The 18,501-nt window shown below is 44.1% G+C and carries 15 protein-coding genes; 13 read left to right on the top strand and 2 right to left on the bottom strand.

Annotation, left to right across the window (positions count from 1 at the left end):
* Positions 1–1,601 precede the first annotated feature (1,601 nt).
* On the bottom strand, positions 1,602–1,739 hold the full coding sequence (locus tag QUA10_RS01625) for a hypothetical protein (RefSeq protein ID WP_333081225.1): 138 nt from the start codon (positions 1,737–1,739) through the stop codon (positions 1,602–1,604).
* Positions 1,740–1,745: 6 nt separating this feature from the next.
* Entirely contained in the window at positions 1,746–1,865 is a 120-nt protein-coding gene (locus QUA10_RS29050; RefSeq protein WP_445243554.1) for a transposase, read from the bottom strand.
* Between the two features lie 587 nt (positions 1,866–2,452).
* On the opposite strand from QUA10_RS29050, the gene QUA10_RS01630 reads away from it, so the two are divergent.
* From QUA10_RS01630 to QUA10_RS01690, 13 genes are all read left to right on the top strand, one after another.
* Positions 2,453–2,638, top strand: coding sequence for a hypothetical protein (locus tag QUA10_RS01630; protein ID WP_015174018.1), 186 nt, complete (start codon positions 2,453–2,455; stop codon positions 2,636–2,638).
* Between the two features lie 92 nt (positions 2,639–2,730).
* On the top strand, positions 2,731–3,591 hold the full coding sequence (locus QUA10_RS01635) for a calcium-binding protein (RefSeq protein ID WP_333081224.1): 861 nt from the start codon (positions 2,731–2,733) through the stop codon (positions 3,589–3,591).
* 277 nt (positions 3,592–3,868) lie between these two features.
* Positions 3,869–6,652: a tetratricopeptide repeat protein gene (locus QUA10_RS01640; protein ID WP_333081223.1), complete on the top strand. Its 2,784-nt coding sequence runs from the start codon at positions 3,869–3,871 to the stop codon at positions 6,650–6,652.
* Positions 6,653–6,676: 24 nt separating this feature from the next.
* Positions 6,677–10,768 carry a tetratricopeptide repeat protein gene (locus QUA10_RS01645; RefSeq protein WP_333081222.1) on the top strand — a complete coding sequence of 1,364 codons (4,092 nt, stop codon included), beginning with the start codon at positions 6,677–6,679 and terminating at the stop codon, positions 10,766–10,768.
* Entirely contained in the window at positions 10,761–12,599 is a 1,839-nt protein-coding gene (locus QUA10_RS01650) for a tetratricopeptide repeat protein (protein WP_333081220.1), read from the top strand. The genes QUA10_RS01645 and QUA10_RS01650 overlap by 8 nt, the downstream gene beginning before the upstream one ends.
* Before the next feature lie 199 nt (positions 12,600–12,798).
* Positions 12,799–13,533 (top strand): glutathione peroxidase, encoded by a 735-nt coding sequence (locus tag QUA10_RS01655; RefSeq protein WP_333081219.1) that lies wholly within the window; start codon positions 12,799–12,801, stop codon positions 13,531–13,533.
* A 201-nt stretch (positions 13,534–13,734) separates the two neighbouring features.
* Entirely contained in the window at positions 13,735–14,706 is a 972-nt protein-coding gene (locus QUA10_RS01660; RefSeq protein WP_333081218.1) for a sodium-dependent bicarbonate transport family permease, read from the top strand.
* A 1-nt stretch (position 14,707) separates the two neighbouring features.
* The gene (locus QUA10_RS01665; RefSeq protein WP_223300725.1) at positions 14,708–15,019 is read left to right on the top strand and encodes a P-II family nitrogen regulator; all 312 of its coding nucleotides are present in this window, start codon (positions 14,708–14,710) and stop codon (positions 15,017–15,019) included.
* A gap of 479 nt (positions 15,020–15,498) precedes the next feature.
* Positions 15,499–16,530: a type I glyceraldehyde-3-phosphate dehydrogenase gene (gene gap / locus QUA10_RS01670; protein ID WP_333081297.1), complete on the top strand. Its 1,032-nt coding sequence runs from the start codon at positions 15,499–15,501 to the stop codon at positions 16,528–16,530.
* Positions 16,531–16,678: 148 nt separating this feature from the next.
* Positions 16,679–17,044 carry a DUF1823 family protein gene (locus tag QUA10_RS01675; RefSeq protein ID WP_333081216.1) on the top strand — a complete coding sequence of 122 codons (366 nt, stop codon included), beginning with the start codon at positions 16,679–16,681 and terminating at the stop codon, positions 17,042–17,044.
* A gap of 315 nt (positions 17,045–17,359) precedes the next feature.
* Entirely contained in the window at positions 17,360–17,683 is a 324-nt protein-coding gene (locus QUA10_RS01680; protein ID WP_333086154.1) for a helix-turn-helix domain-containing protein, read from the top strand.
* A gap of 195 nt (positions 17,684–17,878) precedes the next feature.
* On the top strand, positions 17,879–18,298 hold the full coding sequence (locus tag QUA10_RS01685; protein ID WP_333081215.1) for a transposase: 420 nt from the start codon (positions 17,879–17,881) through the stop codon (positions 18,296–18,298).
* Complete coding sequence (locus tag QUA10_RS01690; protein WP_333081213.1) at positions 18,270–18,479, top strand: zinc ribbon domain-containing protein; 210 nt, start codon at positions 18,270–18,272, stop codon at positions 18,477–18,479. The genes QUA10_RS01685 and QUA10_RS01690 overlap by 29 nt, the downstream gene beginning before the upstream one ends.
* Positions 18,480–18,501 lie beyond the last annotated feature (22 nt).

The raw sequence follows: 18,501 nt of genomic DNA on the forward strand, positions 1-18,501 counted from the left end.
ATAATTGGCCCTCTGGTTTGGCCTGTTGTTCTGCCCCTATCCCTTTTGCAAATTACCAGCAAAAAGTCTGTCGTACAAACAGCTCAATGCGAGCAAGAATTATAATAAATTGTGGAAGTAACTGGCTTCAACACACTCGCTTATCTCTTCCTAAATTATTCGGCCTGCATCGCTCCTGGCAGCGAGTAATTTATCTTGTTTCATTGTAAAAAAAATGCAGCGAGAAGGTAGAATCACCTAAAAATTCTGAATCCTAAAACAGTATTTTTTTACAGCTATCAAATTCTGCCTTCTGCTTTTTTACCCCGCCCAAAAACGGCTACAAGTTTTCGACAGGAGTCGGCTGCTGCCCTAAAATTGAGGCTTTTCTTCAAGCTCTCCGATTCCTCTGTGGAATAAATCTCAAATCTCAAATCGTTCAACTGAGCGAGATTGACTCACCGCTCGCCGAAGGTCTCAGGCCGAAGTATCCAATCGACTGATGCCTAATTTTCTGTCACATCGTGAATTAATGGTGCGGATAAGTCAAAATTGTTCAGGCAAAATTGTCAGACTCAAATTATCGGACAGCGACCACAATTTTTTTACCCAAAAATTATTTACCACCTCAACCAAGCTCAAAATTAATATGCAATCTAACATGGCCTGTTGCTTGCAAAAATATAACTTAAGACATATTTTCGCCTGCCACTGACCAACTTAAGAATTTTCATGACTTCCGGCAACTGCGTACCATTAATCGAAGGTGGGAAAATCCTGGCTAGGTGTGGAAAAACAGCTAGGATCTTTGCCCTTTAAGCTTTTCCAGCTCCCTTTTTTCAAATCGTAGTAGCTTTAAACAGGAAATTGTAGAGTTCGTTTGCGCCCAAAATCCCTAACTCTTACCGCAGTTAGATAGACAATTCAAGGCAGAGACCGCAATATGAAATAGGCAACAAAAACTGTTTCACATCTCAAGTAGGACTTATTTTTGGTGATCGGGCATCCGGAGTGTATAACGCGAGCCAGCTAAGTTTTTAGAGGTACGATATGTTTGGGAACTTCTAAAAAAAAGTGCCGTCACGGTATCCAAATTAGTTATTTGCATAAAAAGTAGGAGTCAAAATGAACAAAGTATCTGAGAAACCAATTTATAGATTTCTTAATTTATTGTCGCTGTTAGGGCTGACCTACTATGCAGCTACTTCCATCAATTATATTTTCGAGAGTGACGCTCACATCTATAGGTACGATAGCCAGAGAAATTCCAACGCGTCACCAGCGCAACTTGCAGCACACCGCTATGAATAAATAGTAGAGTTTTTATCTGAATGAATGCCGAACCAAATTTCGGGAAATTTGCTAATCGTTAATGCTCAGCTCGAAGTTAACAACAATTAGTAAAAAAGTTTTTCCTAAAAACTTAAGATTTTCACTCACAGGTATTAGCCCTCGAATGGGGAGCATCTCACTTTTGCAGCCAAGCTAGAAATTGGAGTTGGGAGGCAGAAGGCAGGAGACAGGAGGAAATAGGAAGAAAGAAGGAGCCAGAAGAAGTGTTTTTACAAAAATGAGATGCTCCCGATCGAATGTACCACAAAAATTAACTGTTTAATGGGTTATCAAAAAAGACCAGAGTGATGAAAGGATGGCCAAGCATTTTCATCATTAAAAGCATTAATAGCTTTAGTAATCGCTTCATCAAGAACATTTGAAGGTGGATACGCTTCAGGACGGAAAATCGCTTTGATTTTTGCCAACTATAACTAGATGGGAGATAAATCCGGCGAGTAGGGAGGTAAGAATTTTACTGGGGAGCCGATAGATACCATCAAAAAAATGACGGCTTCAGCATTATGAACAGGTAAATTATCCATAACTACAATTGTGCCAACCCATAACTGCGATTTATCTGTGGACTAAATCTAAAATCTAAAATTTAAAATCTAGTGACAGTACCGTCACAAATCTACCGACCCACCGTTCGTCCCAACTCCACCAAAAGACGATCGCTGCATTGTATGATGATCCGGATCGATGTGGATCATGATTGAAATGACGGATTGTGGTTTAAAAACAGGGTTTTTTAGCCAAAATTCTGCGTTGATCATGACGGATTTGGCTGGAAACATCCAGGTGATGAGGCTCAAAAGCCTCTCCAGGACTGTGTTGGGATGCACTTTTGATTAAATACGACCTCCAGCGTGCGTCGGCTTGCTGTGAAAGCCAGTTAAAAAATTTTGATTTCTGGGGAACTCTTGGGGAAAATCTAAAGTCTGGTCAACTACAGTGTACTTAAAAGAAATCGCAGCTTAGTTCCATCCCCATTGCGGGCGATCGAACTCTCCGGCGATCGACAGTGCCAAGGGCCCGGTGCAACTTCTCAATCTTGAGAGCATACTCCCATTCAAAATGGTCTCTGTGTATCTTCCGGGTATTGTTTTAATAATGACTAGCCAGATCGATGGTCATTATGGTAAACTCGCAAACGTTTAACTGGAATATTTTCGTGTTAGAGGAGGCAGTGGTGGAGTCGAGAGTCAAAAGCAGGAAACAACCGAGATTTGCTGCTCAACGAATACAGGATTCAACTCGCGCTCCGAGGCTCGCTGCTGACAATTTAAATTACATGACAGCTTATAGCAGCCGGGTAAATTAGGGTCTCAACCGATGTCCGGTTTCATTTATTGAATCCCTTTGGAGGGAAAAGTGTATTGTAGAAAAATGATTGATCTTTTAGGAGGAGTGTAAATGACACAGGTAACAAATCCAACACAACCAGCAAGTTCACTACCAGGTGGTAGTGGCGGTGGCTCAACCGTTATCGGCATCACTGGCGCCAACAGGTTGAACGGCAGCGAAGGCAGCGATATTATCCTGACTTTTGGGGGCGCAGATGTCGTCTCCGGTGGCGGTGGCGACGACCTGATTATTACCGGAGGCGGAAATGACAGTATCGGCGGCGGCAGCGGCAACGATAATATCTTTTCAGGCAGTGGCGCCGATGTGGTCGCTGGTGGCACCGGCGACGACCGGATCTTTGCTGGTAAAGGGGATGACCTCGTTGATGGCGGTGATGGCAATGACTTGCTTTCTGGCGACAGAGGCAACGACACCGTACTTGGCGGAAGTGGCAGCGATACAGTCTTTGGTGGCCAAGGCAACGATATTGTCGACGGCGGCGACGGCAACGACACTGTATACGGCGGTAAAGACAACGATACTGTCAATGGTGGCGCTGGCAATGACTTTATCTCTGGCGACAGAGGCAGCGATGTCCTGATCGGCGGTGCTGGTAGCGATACGTTCTACTTCTTCTCCAGCGGTGGCGATTATGGCGTAGACACGATCACTGACTTTACCCCAGGCGAAGATAAGATCCGCTTGAAGCAGGGCGGTGTGTTCGCTGGTTTGGGTAGCAGCTTCGAGGCAAGCGAGTTTGTCGTCGTTTCTAATTTCAACGCAGCTACTCCAGGAGCAACCACGACCAACAAGTTGGTCTACGACCCAACAAGCGGTGCGTTGTACTTCAACGGCGCCAGCGGAGTGCTAACTATTGCTCAGTTGCAGCCTGGTCTGACAATTACCTCGAACAACTTCGAGTTGTTCTAAAACAACTGGCTGTTGTGGGGCAGCACCGGATAAGATTCGGGGCTGTTCTCACAAAGCCGGTAGTTTTAAAGGATTTCAACCTCACTCCGCTGGTGGCAGAGTGAGGTTGAAATCTTAAATGCAGGAAATGAAGCAGGGGCAGTTAAAAAAAGTCGATCGACAGTTATTGATAAAATTAATCGATCGCCCGATCGGGCAAAATATAAATACAAAGTTTTGAAATTAGAATTTCTAGGTTTTACTGAAGCGGTAAAGAAACCGCAACTGCTGGCTAGCAATGAGCACTGAAGAATATATCCGGCAAGCCAAAATTTATTTGAACCGGGGGAAGTTAACTGAGGCGATCGAGTTTTGCAAAAAGGCGATCGAACTTCAACCGTTTTCGCCCTCGGCTTACACGACTTTAGGGGAAATTCTCGACGCTCAAGGCGATCCGACGGCGGCAAGAGACGCTTTTGTGCAAGCTTTGGAGATTTCGCCCCAGTTTTTTCTGGCTCATGGTTATTTGGGTCAACTTTACAGCGACTATGCGTGGCTGGATGAGGCGGTTTTTCACTACCGACAAGCTCTGGATTTGAAACCAGATTGGGCTGAAGTTCATTATAACTTGGGAAATGTTTTTCACAAGCAGGGTAATTTGTTGGGGGCGATCGACTGTTACCGCAATGCGATCGCCCAAAAACCGGATTATCTCGATGCTTTATACAATCTGGCTGTGGTTTTAGATGAAAATAGTCAGCTCGAAGCGGCAATGGATACCTACCGACAGGCTATCGCTCTGAAGCCGGATTACGTGGAAGCTTACAGCAATCTGGGTGTGATTTTGCTCAAGGACGATCGCGCTGCTGAGGCGATCGAGCTTTATGAGCGGGCGATGGAGATTAAGCCGGATTGGGCGACGCTGCACAATAATTTGGGTCAAGCCTTGCTAGACAAAAGTCCGGAAAGGGCGATCGCATCTTACCTCACAGCTATTGAGTTGGAGCCGGACATGGTTTTGGCTCACTACAATCTAGGGAAAGCGTGGCAATTACAGGGGGAACATTCGGCGGCTCTTGCTTGTTTCGATCGCGCGATCGAGATAAATTCCGACTATATTTCGGGCTATACAGACGCCGGGTTTTCTTTGATGGTTTTGGGCAAAATTGCTGAAGCCATGCCTTATTTTGAGCGGGCAATAGCTCTGAAGCCTGATTTTGTTGAGGCTTACTGCCGCTTAGGAGACAGGCGCAGAGTTGCGGCGGTAGAAGATGATGAATTGTCAAGGGCGATCGCTGCGTGCGATCGATTTCTCACAGCATTGATGGGAAGGAAGAAGGAAGAAGCAAGAGGGAAGAAGGAAGAAAAAGAAACTATTCCCAAAGCCCAATGCCCAATGCCCAATGCCCAATTACCAATTGCTGAAATTTGCGATAATTTAGCCGAAATTTACTTGCATTTGGGAAATGCTTTAACAGAGTACGGCGGGCACGAATCTGCCACCACTTATTATCAAAAAGCTTTGCAAATTCAGCCCAAAAATGCAGAGCTTTACTGGCGGGTGGGAAATTCCTTAGCCCAGCAACAGCGCTTGGGCGCAGCAATTGCAGTTTACCGCATGGCTTTGACGATTCAACCTGCTTTACCGCAGGTTTATTTTGAGTTGGCAAAACTGCTGGAAAAACAGGGGCGCTGGGAACGGGCGATTGATTATTATCAAAAAGTTTTAGAGCTGCAATTGCACGGGTATGGGGAGCAGAAAGAATGGAAAAAAAAGAGTTTTATCTTGCCATATAACACTTCTATAAAACCTCCTTACGGTATTTATTTATCGAGTTGGGATTGGCTAGTTAATGCTAAGTTGGATGCTGATAATTATGTGGAAATATGTTGGAAATCGGCACCAGAAGCAAGTGCAGAAAATATTCCGAATTCCCAATTTGCGATCGCTAATTCCAAATTGGCTAATTCCGATTGTGCCGGGTTAACTTGCGGGCTATGTTTGCAGCGACTTTCTAGGTGGTTCAATCCGGTGCATTTGGGTTGGGGAGTTTGCCGTTTGTCCAACTCGCAACCGATACCGGTGGAGGCGCCCAAGACTTTTGTTGCAGCAATTCCCAACGGGCGAGTTTGGATTGTTCCACAGGAAAATTATTGGCTGATTTGTAAGGCGATCGCTGTAATTACTCCTGACAATTATTTATTAGCTGATGTGTCGAGAGATTATCCGGGGTTTTTGCCGGGATGCGAAAAGCATGATGTTAGAAAACACAGCGTTTTTCAGTTAGAATCCTTTCCAGGTTTAAAGCAAATTGACGGCAGCGTGGCGGTGCTTTCTGGTTTGTCGGGGAATGTCTATTTTCACTGGATGGTTGATGTTTTGCCGAGGATAGAATTGCTGCGGCATAGCGGTAGGAATTTGGCGGAAATTGATTGTTTTTTGGTGAATAGTTGTCAGCACCAATTTCAGCGGGAAAGTTTGAGAATTCTGGGCATTCCCGAAGAAAAAGTCTTGGAGAGCGATCGCTTGCCTCACATACAAGCAACAGAGTTAATTGTGCCGTCTTTTGCGGGATATTTGGGCTGGCCTTCTGGGTGGGCGATGGATTTTTTGAGGCGCGAGTTTCTCAAGGGAATTATACCTAGTTCTAGCTATCCAAAACGGATTTATATCAGCCGCAGCAAAGCAAGATATCGACGAGTTTTGAACGAGGAAGATGTGGTTGAGGTTTTGGAGAAATTTGGCTTTGTTTCTATTTTGCCGGAGTCGATGTCTTTGGCAGAGCAAATTGCTCATTTTTACCACGCTGAGGTGATAGTGGCTGCCCACGGCAGCGGCTTGACAAATACGATTTTTAGTTGCCAGGGAACTAAAGTAATTGAGTTGGTGTCGCCTCACTATATCAGCCATTATTACTGGGGAATCAGTCAATATTTGCAGTTGGAACATTACTTTTTAACGGGCGAGGCTTTTGAATGCTATCCTATTAGACAGTTGATGTATCAGAATTCCCTGACTGAGGATATTTTGGTGAACTTGAGTTCGCTGAAAAAGATGGTTGAAGTGGTGGGTTTGGGTTAGTTGGTGTCTGGAGCAAGTTTAATTATGCCCTCGATTGAGAAGATGGAAAAGGCAGCGGTTGATTTGAGTCGGCAAGCAGAAGTTTATTTAGCCGAAGGAAAGTTGAATGAGGCAGTTGCTGCTTGCGAGTCAGCGTTGAAAATTGAACCGAATTTGGCGACAGCTTGCCAGACGCTGGGAAAGGTGATGCAGGTGCGAGGGGAAATCGAGCAAGCTAAGCAGTGGTATGAATCGGCAATCGATCGCAATCCAAATTTGCCGGAAGTTTATGCTAATCTCGGCATTTTGTATTCTCAGGGGAAACAGTGGGAAAAGGCGATCGTAAATTGTAAAAAAGCAATTTCGCTAGCGCCGAATTTTGCTGCTGTTTATCGGCAGTTGGCGAGAATTTGGACGCAGTTAGAGAAGCGAGAAGAGGCGGCAGACTGTTGGTATCAAGCTTTTAATATCGAGCCGAATTGGGCAACTGCTGAGGAAAACGTCACTCTGGGGAATAGTTTGGTTGAATTGGGAAAGTTCGATCGCGCTATTGAGTGTTATTCGCGGGCAATTAAGTTAAACCCGAAGCTGGCAATCGCTTATCACAATCTAGGAGAAATGCTGGTTGGTCAGAAGCGGTGGGAGGAGGCGATCGCCAATTACCGACAAGCCATTGCCATCAATCCAAATTCGTTTGAATCTTACCACAGTTTGGGTAAAACTTGGGCGGAGCGAGGAGAATTCGATCGGGCGAGCGCCTGTTACAACAAAAGCCTCGAACTCAACCCAAAATACGCTCGTGCTTACGTGGGTTTAGGTAATGTTTTCGCGCAAAAACAGGATTTTGATGCAGCCATTAAATGTTACCGTCAGACTCTGGAAATTAATGATAATTCCTACTGGGCATACAATTGCTTAGGGGACGCTTTGGCTCAAAAACAACTGTGGTCCGAAGCTATTAGTTGCTATCGCAAAGCTATTGAAATAAATCCCAATATTCCTTGGTTTTATGTCAATTTGGGAATTGCCTGCACCTGCGAAAAATTCTGGGATGAAGCTGTTAGCGCTTACCTGCACGCGGTTCAGATTGATCCGAATTTGACGGGAATCAATCAGAGGTTGGGATATGTTTTGCGGAAGCGGAGCGAATCGGGTTTAGACAGAACAATCGCAACTTATTGTCAAGGTATCGAGGTACTCGCAAGCGGAAAAAATTACCACAAATTGCTGGGAATTGAGTTAGATGGAGCGGAATTTTATATAAATTTAGGCAATAGTTTAGCGAAACAGAAGCAGCTTGAAGGTGCGATCGTATTTTATAGCATGGCACTGCAAATTGAACCCAATGCTGCAGAAGTTGTCACCCAACTCAATAATGTGCGGGCGAAACAACAGGAGTTATACGCACAAATTGCCGCTTACCGCCACCAAATAGAAATCGATCCGGCTAATTCTAAGCCTTACAACGATTTAGGAAATATTTTACCGCAATTAGGGGAATTAGAAGAAGCAATTATTTGCCACCAAAAAGCTGGCGAATTGAGGGGTTGGCCTGAGTGTGCGTCAAAAAATTATCAATTTACCCAAGATTGGTTTACCCACAATATTCCTATTTGGAAACGGCATTTGCAGGAATTTACCGGAATTGTGGATTTTCAAGTGGTGGAAATCGGCAGTTTTCAGGGAATGTCTGCTTGCTGGCTGCTGGATAATATTTTAACTCATCCGACGGCAAAGATTACTTGTATTGATTTGTATTTTCAACAACATTTTAAGGGCAATATTGTTAAAACGGGAGCAGCAGATCGGGTAATTGAATTAGAAGGTTACTCTCAAGAGTTGTTAATTAATTTGGCTTCGGAATATTACGATGTTGCTTACATTGACGGCTGTCACAAACCTACCAGTGCTCTGCAAGATGCGATTTTATCTTGGAGGTTGGTGAAAGTTGGGGGATTGATGATTTTTGATGATTACGAGTTTACGTTTCCCGACAGCCCGGAGCAAGATACTAAAATTGGGATAGATGTTTTTTTGGAGATGTTTGGAAGTCAGTTAGAAGTTGTACACAAAGGCTATCAACTGATTGTCAAAAAAATCGGCAATCAAAGTTTGGGCGAAGAGCAAACTCTGTTGTCTCTGGGTTGGGAAAAGTTGGGGGATATTGCGGCGAATTCCGGTTATTTGGATGAGGCGATCGCCCGCTATCAAACGGCTATTAAAATAAAGTCTGGCAACTACTTAACTTACCAAAAGTTGGGTAAAAGTTTGCAAAAGAAAGAACTATTTGACGAAGCTAGGGCAGCTTACCAACAGGCGATCGCGCTCAACCCTCATTTTAGTTGGGCTTACCACTTTTTGGGGGAAACTTTGCAGGCGATTGAGCAACACGAGGAAGCGGCTTCTGCTTACCGCAAAGCTATTGAGTTAAATCCAGATTTTTGTTGGACTTACAACAATTTAGGCGATGTGCTGATGGAGCTTTCTGAGTGCGAGGAAGCTGCTGTTGCTTACCGCAAGTTAGTTGAACTCAATCCCGATTTCTGTTGGTCCTACGAGAGATTAGGTAGGGCTTTGGTTGCACTGGAAAATTGGGAAGAAGCGGCGGCGGCTTACCGCAAAGCTATTGAATTAAACCCCAATGATTGTTGGCTGTACAATAGTTTGGGGGAAGTTCTGGAATTACAAGAAAATTGGTCGGAAGCAGCCGGGGCTTTTGATCGTGCTATTGAGCTAGAACCTGAGCATAGTTGGCTGTACAAAAAGTTCGGTGATGCACTGCGGAATCAAGGGGAATTGGAAAGGGCGATCGCCATTTATGAAAAAGGCATCAATCTCGATCCAAAATCCTGTTGGTGTTACGAAGGATTGGGTTTGAGTTTCCTTGCAAAACAGCAGTGGGAACCTGCAATCACTAATTTAGTTCAAGCCCTGCAAATTAAACCCGATTTGTTTGAAGCTTACGATAATATAGGTTATGCTCTGGAACAACAAGGAGAAGGCGATGAGAGCGATCGGGCAAAATGCAGTAATCAAAATTTACCCTTAAGTATTCTCAAAAAATACTGCGGATTTACAGAAGATTTGACCGTTGCACCAGAATCAAATCCTAACCTCACCTGCATTGACATCCATCCTGCGAGTCAAATCAATTTATCTGATTCCAAAACAATCGATAGCAGCCGTAGATTCTGGGAACATCAAAGTCATTCAAGAAAAGCTTTTGTTGCCGTATTGCCAAAAGGAAGAGCTTGGGCAGATGTTGTGACTAGCGCCGTCATTACTTCAGAAAATAAACTTGTTGCTGACATTTCAATGGGTTGTGCGGAATTGGTAATCACTTCCGACAAATTGCCTCCCGCTGAACACGTCGATGGAAATGTGGCTTTTTTATCTGCTCGCTGGGGTGGAGCAGCTTATTTTCATTGGATGTTTGATGTGATTACGCGATTTGACCTTTTGCAGCGGAGCGGATTGATAGAAACTATAGATAAGTTTGTTGTCAATGCCTCGGATTCTTCCTATCAAGCAGAAACTTTAAATACTTTAGGAATTTATCAAGATAAACTTTTAGAAAGTCGCTGCAATTTACACATTACAGCAGATAAATTAATAGTTCCGTCAATATCTTATAACGGATCGGGAGCTGTTTCTAAATGGAAGTGTGAATACCTCAAACAGACATTTTTAAAGGAACAACAGCCACTAAACACAGACTATTCAGAGCGAATTTATATCAGCCGCCAACAAGCATCCTATAGGCGAATCGTCAACGATGAAGAAGTAATTAAATACTTAGAAAAATTTGGGTTTCGCAGTGTCAAATTGGAAACAATGTCTGTAGCGGAACAAGCATCGTGTTTGGCTGCTGCTAAAGTAGTTGTCGCACCCCACGGAGGGGGGTTGACAAATCTAGTTTTTTGCAGCCCGGGAACTAAGGTGATTGAGATTTTTTCTCCCCTTTACGTCCCGCATTGCTATTGGATGATTAGCAATTTGTGTGGTTTGGAACATTACTATTTAATTGGTGATTTGGTTGATGATGGAACTCCGACCAAACCTTTACATAAAGATATGCAGTTGGATTTGAACTCGCTGGAAAAATTACTGGCTATGGCAGGAGTTTTGCATGGATAATGACTACCACAATTTGGGCAATTTCCTGCAAGAAAGCGGTCGGTTTGATGAGGCTGTTTCTGCTTACAAACAAGCTATTGAATTAAATCCCAATTTTTCGTGGTCTTATCACAGTTTGGGCGATGTTTTGCTGAAACTTGAACAATGGGACGAAGCTGTCGCTGCGTACAAAAAAGCTGTTGAGTTAAATCCCGATTTTTCGTGGTCTTATCACAATTTGGGCGATGCTTTGCTGAAACTTCGGCAATGGGAAGAAGCTGCTGCTGCTTACCGCTGCGAGATTGCCCTCAAGTCGGATTTTGCTTGGTCTTTTTGCAATTTAGGCGACGCTTTAACTAAACTAAAACAGTGGGATGAAGCTATCCCTAGGTATTTAAAAGCTGTTGAAATTGACGGCGATTTGCCGGGAATTTACGAGAAGTTGGGCTCTGCTCTCGGACAAACAGAGTCTGATTTAAAGTTGGTGTTAGAACAATATCAATTGCAAATTACACCGGAAAATTGGGAGTTTTATTTGAAGTTAGGAGAGAATTTAGCCAAGTACGATCGCCCAAAAAGCGCAATTATTATTTACAAATTGCTATTGACAAGTATGCCGAGTTGTGCAGAAATATCAGCGAAATTAGAGGACTTGTTGCAGCAGCAAGAAAAGTGCGCTCGCGCATTAGCCTCATCTCGCGCAACGGTAGGCCAAAAACCCGATAATTGCTGGTCTTATTACAATTTAGGTGCTGTTTTGAGCCACCAAAAATATTGGGAGGAAGCGGCGGTGGCATTTTTCCAAGCAATAAAAATAAATCCAGATATTCCTTGGTGGTTTTATTACAATTTGTGGGAAGTTTTTGTTATGCAAAACAAGCTCGATGAAGTTGAGAACTTGTGCCGCGAAGTTGTTGCAGCTAAACCGGAGGCTTTTTGGCCTTATCTGAATTTGGGGGAAGCTTTGACGAGGCAAGGTAAAATTGCTGAGGCGATTCATTTTTATCGAACTGTCAGTTTTAAACAAAGTTTTGCATCTATTATAAGTAATAGAACAGGCAAGATGCCTGTTTTACAAGCAGATACAGGCAAGATGCCAGTTCTACAAAATTGGAACTTAAAACCCGTCCAATTTCCTAACTTTATAATTATTGGTTCTCAGCGGTGCGGGACGACTTCTCTGTATACTTATTTAGCTCAACACCCGCAAATTTTGACTCCGATTAAAAAGGAGATGGATTTTTTTTCGTGGCACTTTGACAGAGGGATTGATTGGTATTTGGCTCATTTTCCGCCAATGCCTCCGGGAGAGGAATTTGTAACTGGCGAAGCAAGTCCGAGCTATTTTGACTATCGGGAAGCACCAGAACGTCTCTACAGCGCATTTCCAGAGGCGAAACTGATTGTACTGTTACGAAATCCGGTCGATCGGGCGATTTCTCAATTTTACCGCTTGACTGACTTAAATTGGGAAGCGCGATCGCTCGATCGAGTAATTAGCGATGAAATTGAACGGTTGAATCAAAATCCCGAATACATCATCGGCGAGGAACCGGGGAATTATTTAGCTCGCGGCAGGTATATAGAATTTATAAAAAACTGGCTGGCTTTCTTTCCCCAAGAACAGTTGTTAATTGTGAAAAGTGAAGATTTTTATGCAGGTGCGGCGACTATAGTCCAGCAGGTTTTAGAATTTTTAGAGTTGCCGGAATATCAATTGTCTGAGTACCAAAATGCTAATCCTGGTTCTTACCAGCCGGTCACTCCATCGGTTCGCGCTTGGTTGAGGGATTATTTTCGACCTTACAATCAGCAGCTAGAGGAGTATTTAGGCCGAAAACTTGATTGGTAATTGGGCATTGGGCATTGGGCATTGTTAGCTGTTGACTGTTGACTGCTGACTGGAAAGCTCACCACAGTCAACTGACAACTGACAACCGTCAACTGACAACTGACTAAAAAAACCCGCCTAGCCTTGACAAGTCATACTCGTTATGAGTACGCTATAATAAGCAAAGGAATTGAACCCAAGTACCCAAAAATTTAAAATCATGCTGACGAACCAAGAAGGTCAAAGAGTACCCAAAGTCACCTTTCGCACTCGCAAAGACAACGAGTGGGTGGATGTCACCACCGATGATATATTTGCAGGCAAAACCGTAGTCGTCTTCTCGCTGCCTGGGGCTTTTACTCCCACTTGTTCGTCAACGCACCTCCCCGGTTACAACGAATTGGCCAAAGTTTTCAAAGAAAACGGCGTAGATGAAATCGTTTGCATTTCCGTCAACGACACCTTTGTGATGAACGAGTGGGCAAAAGACCAAGAATCAGACAATGTGACGTTAATTCCCGACGGTAACGGCGAGTTTACTCAAGGCATGGGAATGCTGGTAGACAAAACAGATTTAGGCTTTGGGAAGCGGTCTTGGCGTTATTCGATGCTGGTAAAAGATGGCGTGGTTGAAAAAATGTTTATTGAACCAGAGGAACCGGGCGACCCTTTCAAAGTGTCCGATGCCGAGACGATGCTCAACTACATTAACTCCGCAGCAACCAAGCCGAAGGTAGTTTCGCTATTTACAAAAATGGGCTGTCCCTTCTGCGCTAAGGCTAAGGCAATGCTGAGTCAAAAGGGCTTGGATTATGAAGAAATCGTCTTGGGTCGGGATATCACAACCCGATCGCTCCGGGCTGTGACTGGGGCTACAACAGTGCCGCAAGTATTTATCGACGGCAAGTTGATCGGTGGTTCCGAAGCCCTAGAGTCTTATTTGTCAGTTGCTTAGTTAAACAACAATAACTTAGCCTGCGGGTGCACAGTGCACACCTTCGTTGTAGGGTGCGTACTGTGCGCCTTTGCCCTATTTGGGGGTATTTAGCCCGATCGAGCTTCTGAGTCAAAAGTTCGATCGGTCTATTGATCCATTCTCGTGCAACAATTACTGGGGAAGTAATATTAAAAACGCAAAAAATGGGAGTTACCGATCGTGGATTTGAGTTTAGTATCGTCAAATATCTTAAATCCCCCAATATTAGCTTTTTTCATGGGAATGCTGGCAATTTTTCTCAAATCTGATTTAGAAATTCCAGCGCCCATCCCCAAACTGTTTTCGCTGTACCTGCTGTTTGCGATCGGATTTAAAGGTGGCGTCGAACTGTCCAAAAGCGGAATTGACCAGCAAATCGCCCTGACAATTTTGGCAGCGATGCTGATGTCAATGCTAGTACCCATTTATACTTTTTTCATACTGAGGGTAAAACTCGACTCCTACAATGCCGCTGCGATCGCAGCCACCTACGGTTCCATTAGCGCCGTCACATTTATCACCGCAACCTCCTTCCTCACAGCACAGGGGATCGACTTTGACGGTTACATGGTAGCCGCGCTAGCATTAATGGAATCCCCAGCAATTATAGTTGGTCTCATTCTAGTCAGTGTATTTGGCGGGGAAGAAGGAAAACGCGAAATAGTTTGGCCAGAAGTGTTGCAAGAAGCATTCCTAAACAGTTCAGTTTTTCTGCTGATTGGCAGCCTAATTATGGGCGTACTGACAGGAGAACATGGTTGGGAAGTTATGAGTCCGTTTACTCAAGACTTGTTTTACGGAGTTCTGACTTTTTTCTTGCTAGACATGGGGCTGGTTGCAGCCAGCAGAATTAAAGATTTGCAAGAAGCAGGAATTTTTCTGATCGGCTTTGCAATCCTAATTCCGATACTCAACGCAGTAATTGCTTTGGTAATAGCCAAATTAATCGGAATGCCGCAGGGAGACACTTTGCTGTTTGCCGTATTGTGCGCGAGTGCTTCTTATATAGCAGTACCAGCAGCCATGCGCCTAACTGTTCCCGAAGCGAATCCAAGTCTTTACATTTCAACTGCCTTAGCAGTGACATTTCCATTTAATATCATTGTAGGCATTCCCCTGTATCTATACGGAATCAATATGTTTTGGAGGTGAGATGATGGAGTCAGTCAAAAGAGTAGAAATCATAGCCCACTCAGTAGAACTCGGCAAGATTTTAGACGGTTTAGATAAAGCAGGCGTACCCGGTTATTCGGTGATTCGTGATGTCGCTGGAAAAAGCACTAGGGATCACGTTTCCCGTGATTCATCAATGACGGCGCTGGATAACATTTATGTGCTTGCTTTTTGTTCCCCAGCTCAAGTTTCAGCAGTTGCAGAAAACATTAGACCAGTGCTTAATAAATTTGGTGGGTCGTGTTTTATTTCCGATGCGGTGGAATTGCTAATTACTAGGTGCGTGGGGTAGTCATTAGTCATTAGTGATGGGTGATTATACCAATGCGGAAAAATTGAGCTAGACATAGATTCTACACCATAGGTTTAGGGACACGGCATTGCCGTGTCCTTGCGCGTATCTGCGAGTTTAATCCTAGGCTTTGGTTCCGAAAATCGCCACTGGTGATAATGCCAATCCGTTTCGGCTTTTGGATAAGTTTTTTATTATTACTTTAGCCTGATTTAAAAAAGGCTATTTTGAAAATAATTTCTGTCTATTATAGCACTTTTACAATTTGACAAAAAGCAGCCATTAGCCATTAGTCAGCGGTCATTTCAAGATTAATTGCCCTTCGCAGCCGGGGCAGAATTCAGAATTCTTAAGAGATAGAAAAGAATCAGTTGCCAAAATCGGTTAGCGTGGTAAATTCTAAGCCACAACAGGCGATCCTCTGCGAGGGCTTCGCTAACGCCCGATCGACTAACGATATTTTCAATAGGAGTTTAAACATGGCTGCATTAAAAGTTGGCATCAACGGATTTGGTCGCATCGGACGGCTAGTCATGCGTGCCGGCATCAAAAACCCCAACATCCAATTTGTCGGCATTAACGACTTAGTTTCGCCAGAAAACCTGGCTTATCTTTTCAAATACGACTCCACCCACGGCATTTACGACGGCGAAGTTGAAAGCAAACCAGACGGGATTGTCGTTGACGGAAATTTTATCCCCTGTACAGCGATTAGAAATCCTGCCGAATTGCCTTGGGGTAAATCCGGCGCAGATTATGTTGTAGAATCTACCGGATTGTTTACAGATTTTGAAGGCGCATCAAAACACTTGGCGGCGGGAGCAAAACGAGTAATACTTTCAGCACCGACAAAAGACCCGGAAAAAGTTCCAACTTTTCTAGTAGGCGTCAACCACCACAAATTTGACCCGGCAAAAGATACGGTTGTTTCTAATGCTAGCTGTACGACGAATTGTTTAGCACCAATTGCCAAAGTTATCAACGATAACTTCGGATTGGAAGAAGGTTTAATGACTACAGTTCACGCAATGACAGCTACTCAACCAACTGTAGACGGCCCCAGCCAAAAAGATTGGCGGGGAGGACGCGGTGCGGCTCAAAATATTATTCCATCTTCGACCGGTGCAGCGAAAGCTGTTACTTTGGTGTTGCCAGAATTGAAAGGAAAATTGACTGGAATGGCTTTGCGCGTGCCAACTCCCGACGTGTCTGTAGTTGACCTTACATTCAAAACGGCAAAGGAAACTAGCTATAAAGAAATTTGCGAGGCAATGAAAAAAGCTTCAGAGGGCGAACTCAAAAACATTCTTGGATATACTGAGGATGCGGTGGTTTCGACAGATTTTCAGGGCGACGCGCGATCGAGCATTTTCGATGCAGGTGCGGGAATTGAACTGAATTCTAAGTTTTTCAAAGTTGTTTCCTGGTACGACAACGAGTGGGGTTATTCTAGCCGGGTGATTGACTTAATGCTGTCGATGGCCGAGAAAGACGGAATTTTGAATAATTAATTTTTTGGGGGTGGCATTTTGGGCGGGCTAGCGTATCCACCCCACAAACAAATTCCTATGATTTTTTGTGGAACGGGCATCTTGTCCGTTCCTGATCATGTTATCTAATATGAGTTAAACTTTTTTTATTTCCGATTCGATCGCGCTCATGTCTGAATTACCACCGCTGAATAACGAAACTATTTGGGCTATTCTCAACGAAGAAATCGACGATGCTGCTGTTAATCAGCTAGTTTGGCAGTATCTGGGCTACCGCTGGGATGCCGAGACTGGCAAGTGGAACAGTGCAGGTGTTGCACCCGAGTGGCGCCAAGAGTACCCGGAACCGCCCGATTTTATCGATTCTAGGCCGGCGACAGTGAAATTGACTCGATCGACTCCTCCAGAAAACAAGCAGTTGCTGAAGGAAAAATTGGGCTTTAAAGGCTATAAAATTGGGGAATTTGGGCCGAGACAGACTCGCAGGGCGACGATGGCTAATTGGTTGATGGGTTTTATGGAATCTGGGGTGTAAGAGGAATTTTGGATGGCTGTGCGGTTGTTGCCACCTTTAGTCTGTGTCCTCTGCGTCCTCTGCGGTTCATTAACAAAAATTAAGCCTGTTGAAAGTCAAAAAACACTAAAACCCGCCAATTCCAACCTCCTCACCCCCAACCCTGACCGAAAATTTGGGTGCAAGCCCAGTCCTTTTAGGACGGCTTTAATTAGACTTCTTGAAAAAGCGTTCCTACGTTCGCTCATGGTTGTGATATAATCAGGTAGGAGGATAGAGCAAATGTTTCATTTAGTCTACGAATTCAAACTCAAACCAACGGCATGACAAATAGCAATCTTTGAAGATTGGCTAGAACAATGCCGTCGCGTATACAACTACGCATTGGCAGAGCGTAAACATTGGTTTGAGTCTCGTAGTTGTCGAATTAACGCTTGCTCTATCCGATCTGAGTTCATCATTCGGGCCGAAACAAAACGACCAACTTATGCAAGCCAGTGCAAAAGTTTAACTACGGCTAGAGCAAACATACCCACTTTGGCTGCCGTCCAAGTACACGTCCTACAGCAAACACTCAAAAGGCTTGAAAAAGCGTTTGTGAGTATGTGGGAACAAAAACACGGTTTCCCCCGCTTTAAGAAAGCAGGAACAATGCGATAGTTTGTATTCCCGCAATTGGTGGTTAACCCTGTCCAAAATCAAGCGGTGAAGCTCCCTAAAATTGGTTTAGTTAAGTTTCATCAATCACGTCCTATCCCTGATGGTGCAACGATTAAGCAAGCAAGGATAGTCCGTAGGGTTAGCGGTTGGTACGTGATGTTAACCCTACAATGAGACGTTTCAGTACCCACTCTAATGCCCCACGGTGAAGGTATCGGAATTGATGTGGGACTAACTAATTTTCTAGCAACTTCTAACGGTCTTTTAGTCAAACGCCAAAGATTTTTTAAAGACGCAGAACGCAAGCTTAAATTGCTGCAACAACGTGTCTGTCGTAAAAAATTAGGTTCTAACAATTGGCGTAAAGCTCAAAAGAAAGTCGCCAAACTGCATGAATACGTTGCTAACAGTCGGAAAGATTGGCATCGTAAATTATCTCATCAAATCTGCCAAAACGTGGGAATGATTTTCGTTGAGGATCTGAATCTGATTGGGCACTCTTGGGCGATGCTAGGGAAACACTGCTTAGACGCAAGCTGGGGTCAGTTCTTCACAATCAAGCGAGCAAACTTGTTTGAAATATGGCGTGTACTTTCAAAAGGTAAGCGCTCATAAAACGAGTCAAGTTTGCCCCAATTGTCTAGCAGAAACAGGAAAAAAACAGCTTGATGAGCGTACTCATTCATGCTCGAACTGTGGCTATACAACGGACAGAGATGTTGCAGCCGCTCAAGTAGTTCTAATTAGAGGACTTGCAGCCGTAGGGCATACCGCCTGTGATGCTTGCCGAGGGTAAATTCATTGGAATCCCTGCGAAT

This window comes from Microcoleus sp. Pol8_D6, assembly GCF_036700965.1.
In the GTDB taxonomy this organism is placed as follows: domain Bacteria; phylum Cyanobacteriota; class Cyanobacteriia; order Cyanobacteriales; family Microcoleaceae; genus Microcoleus.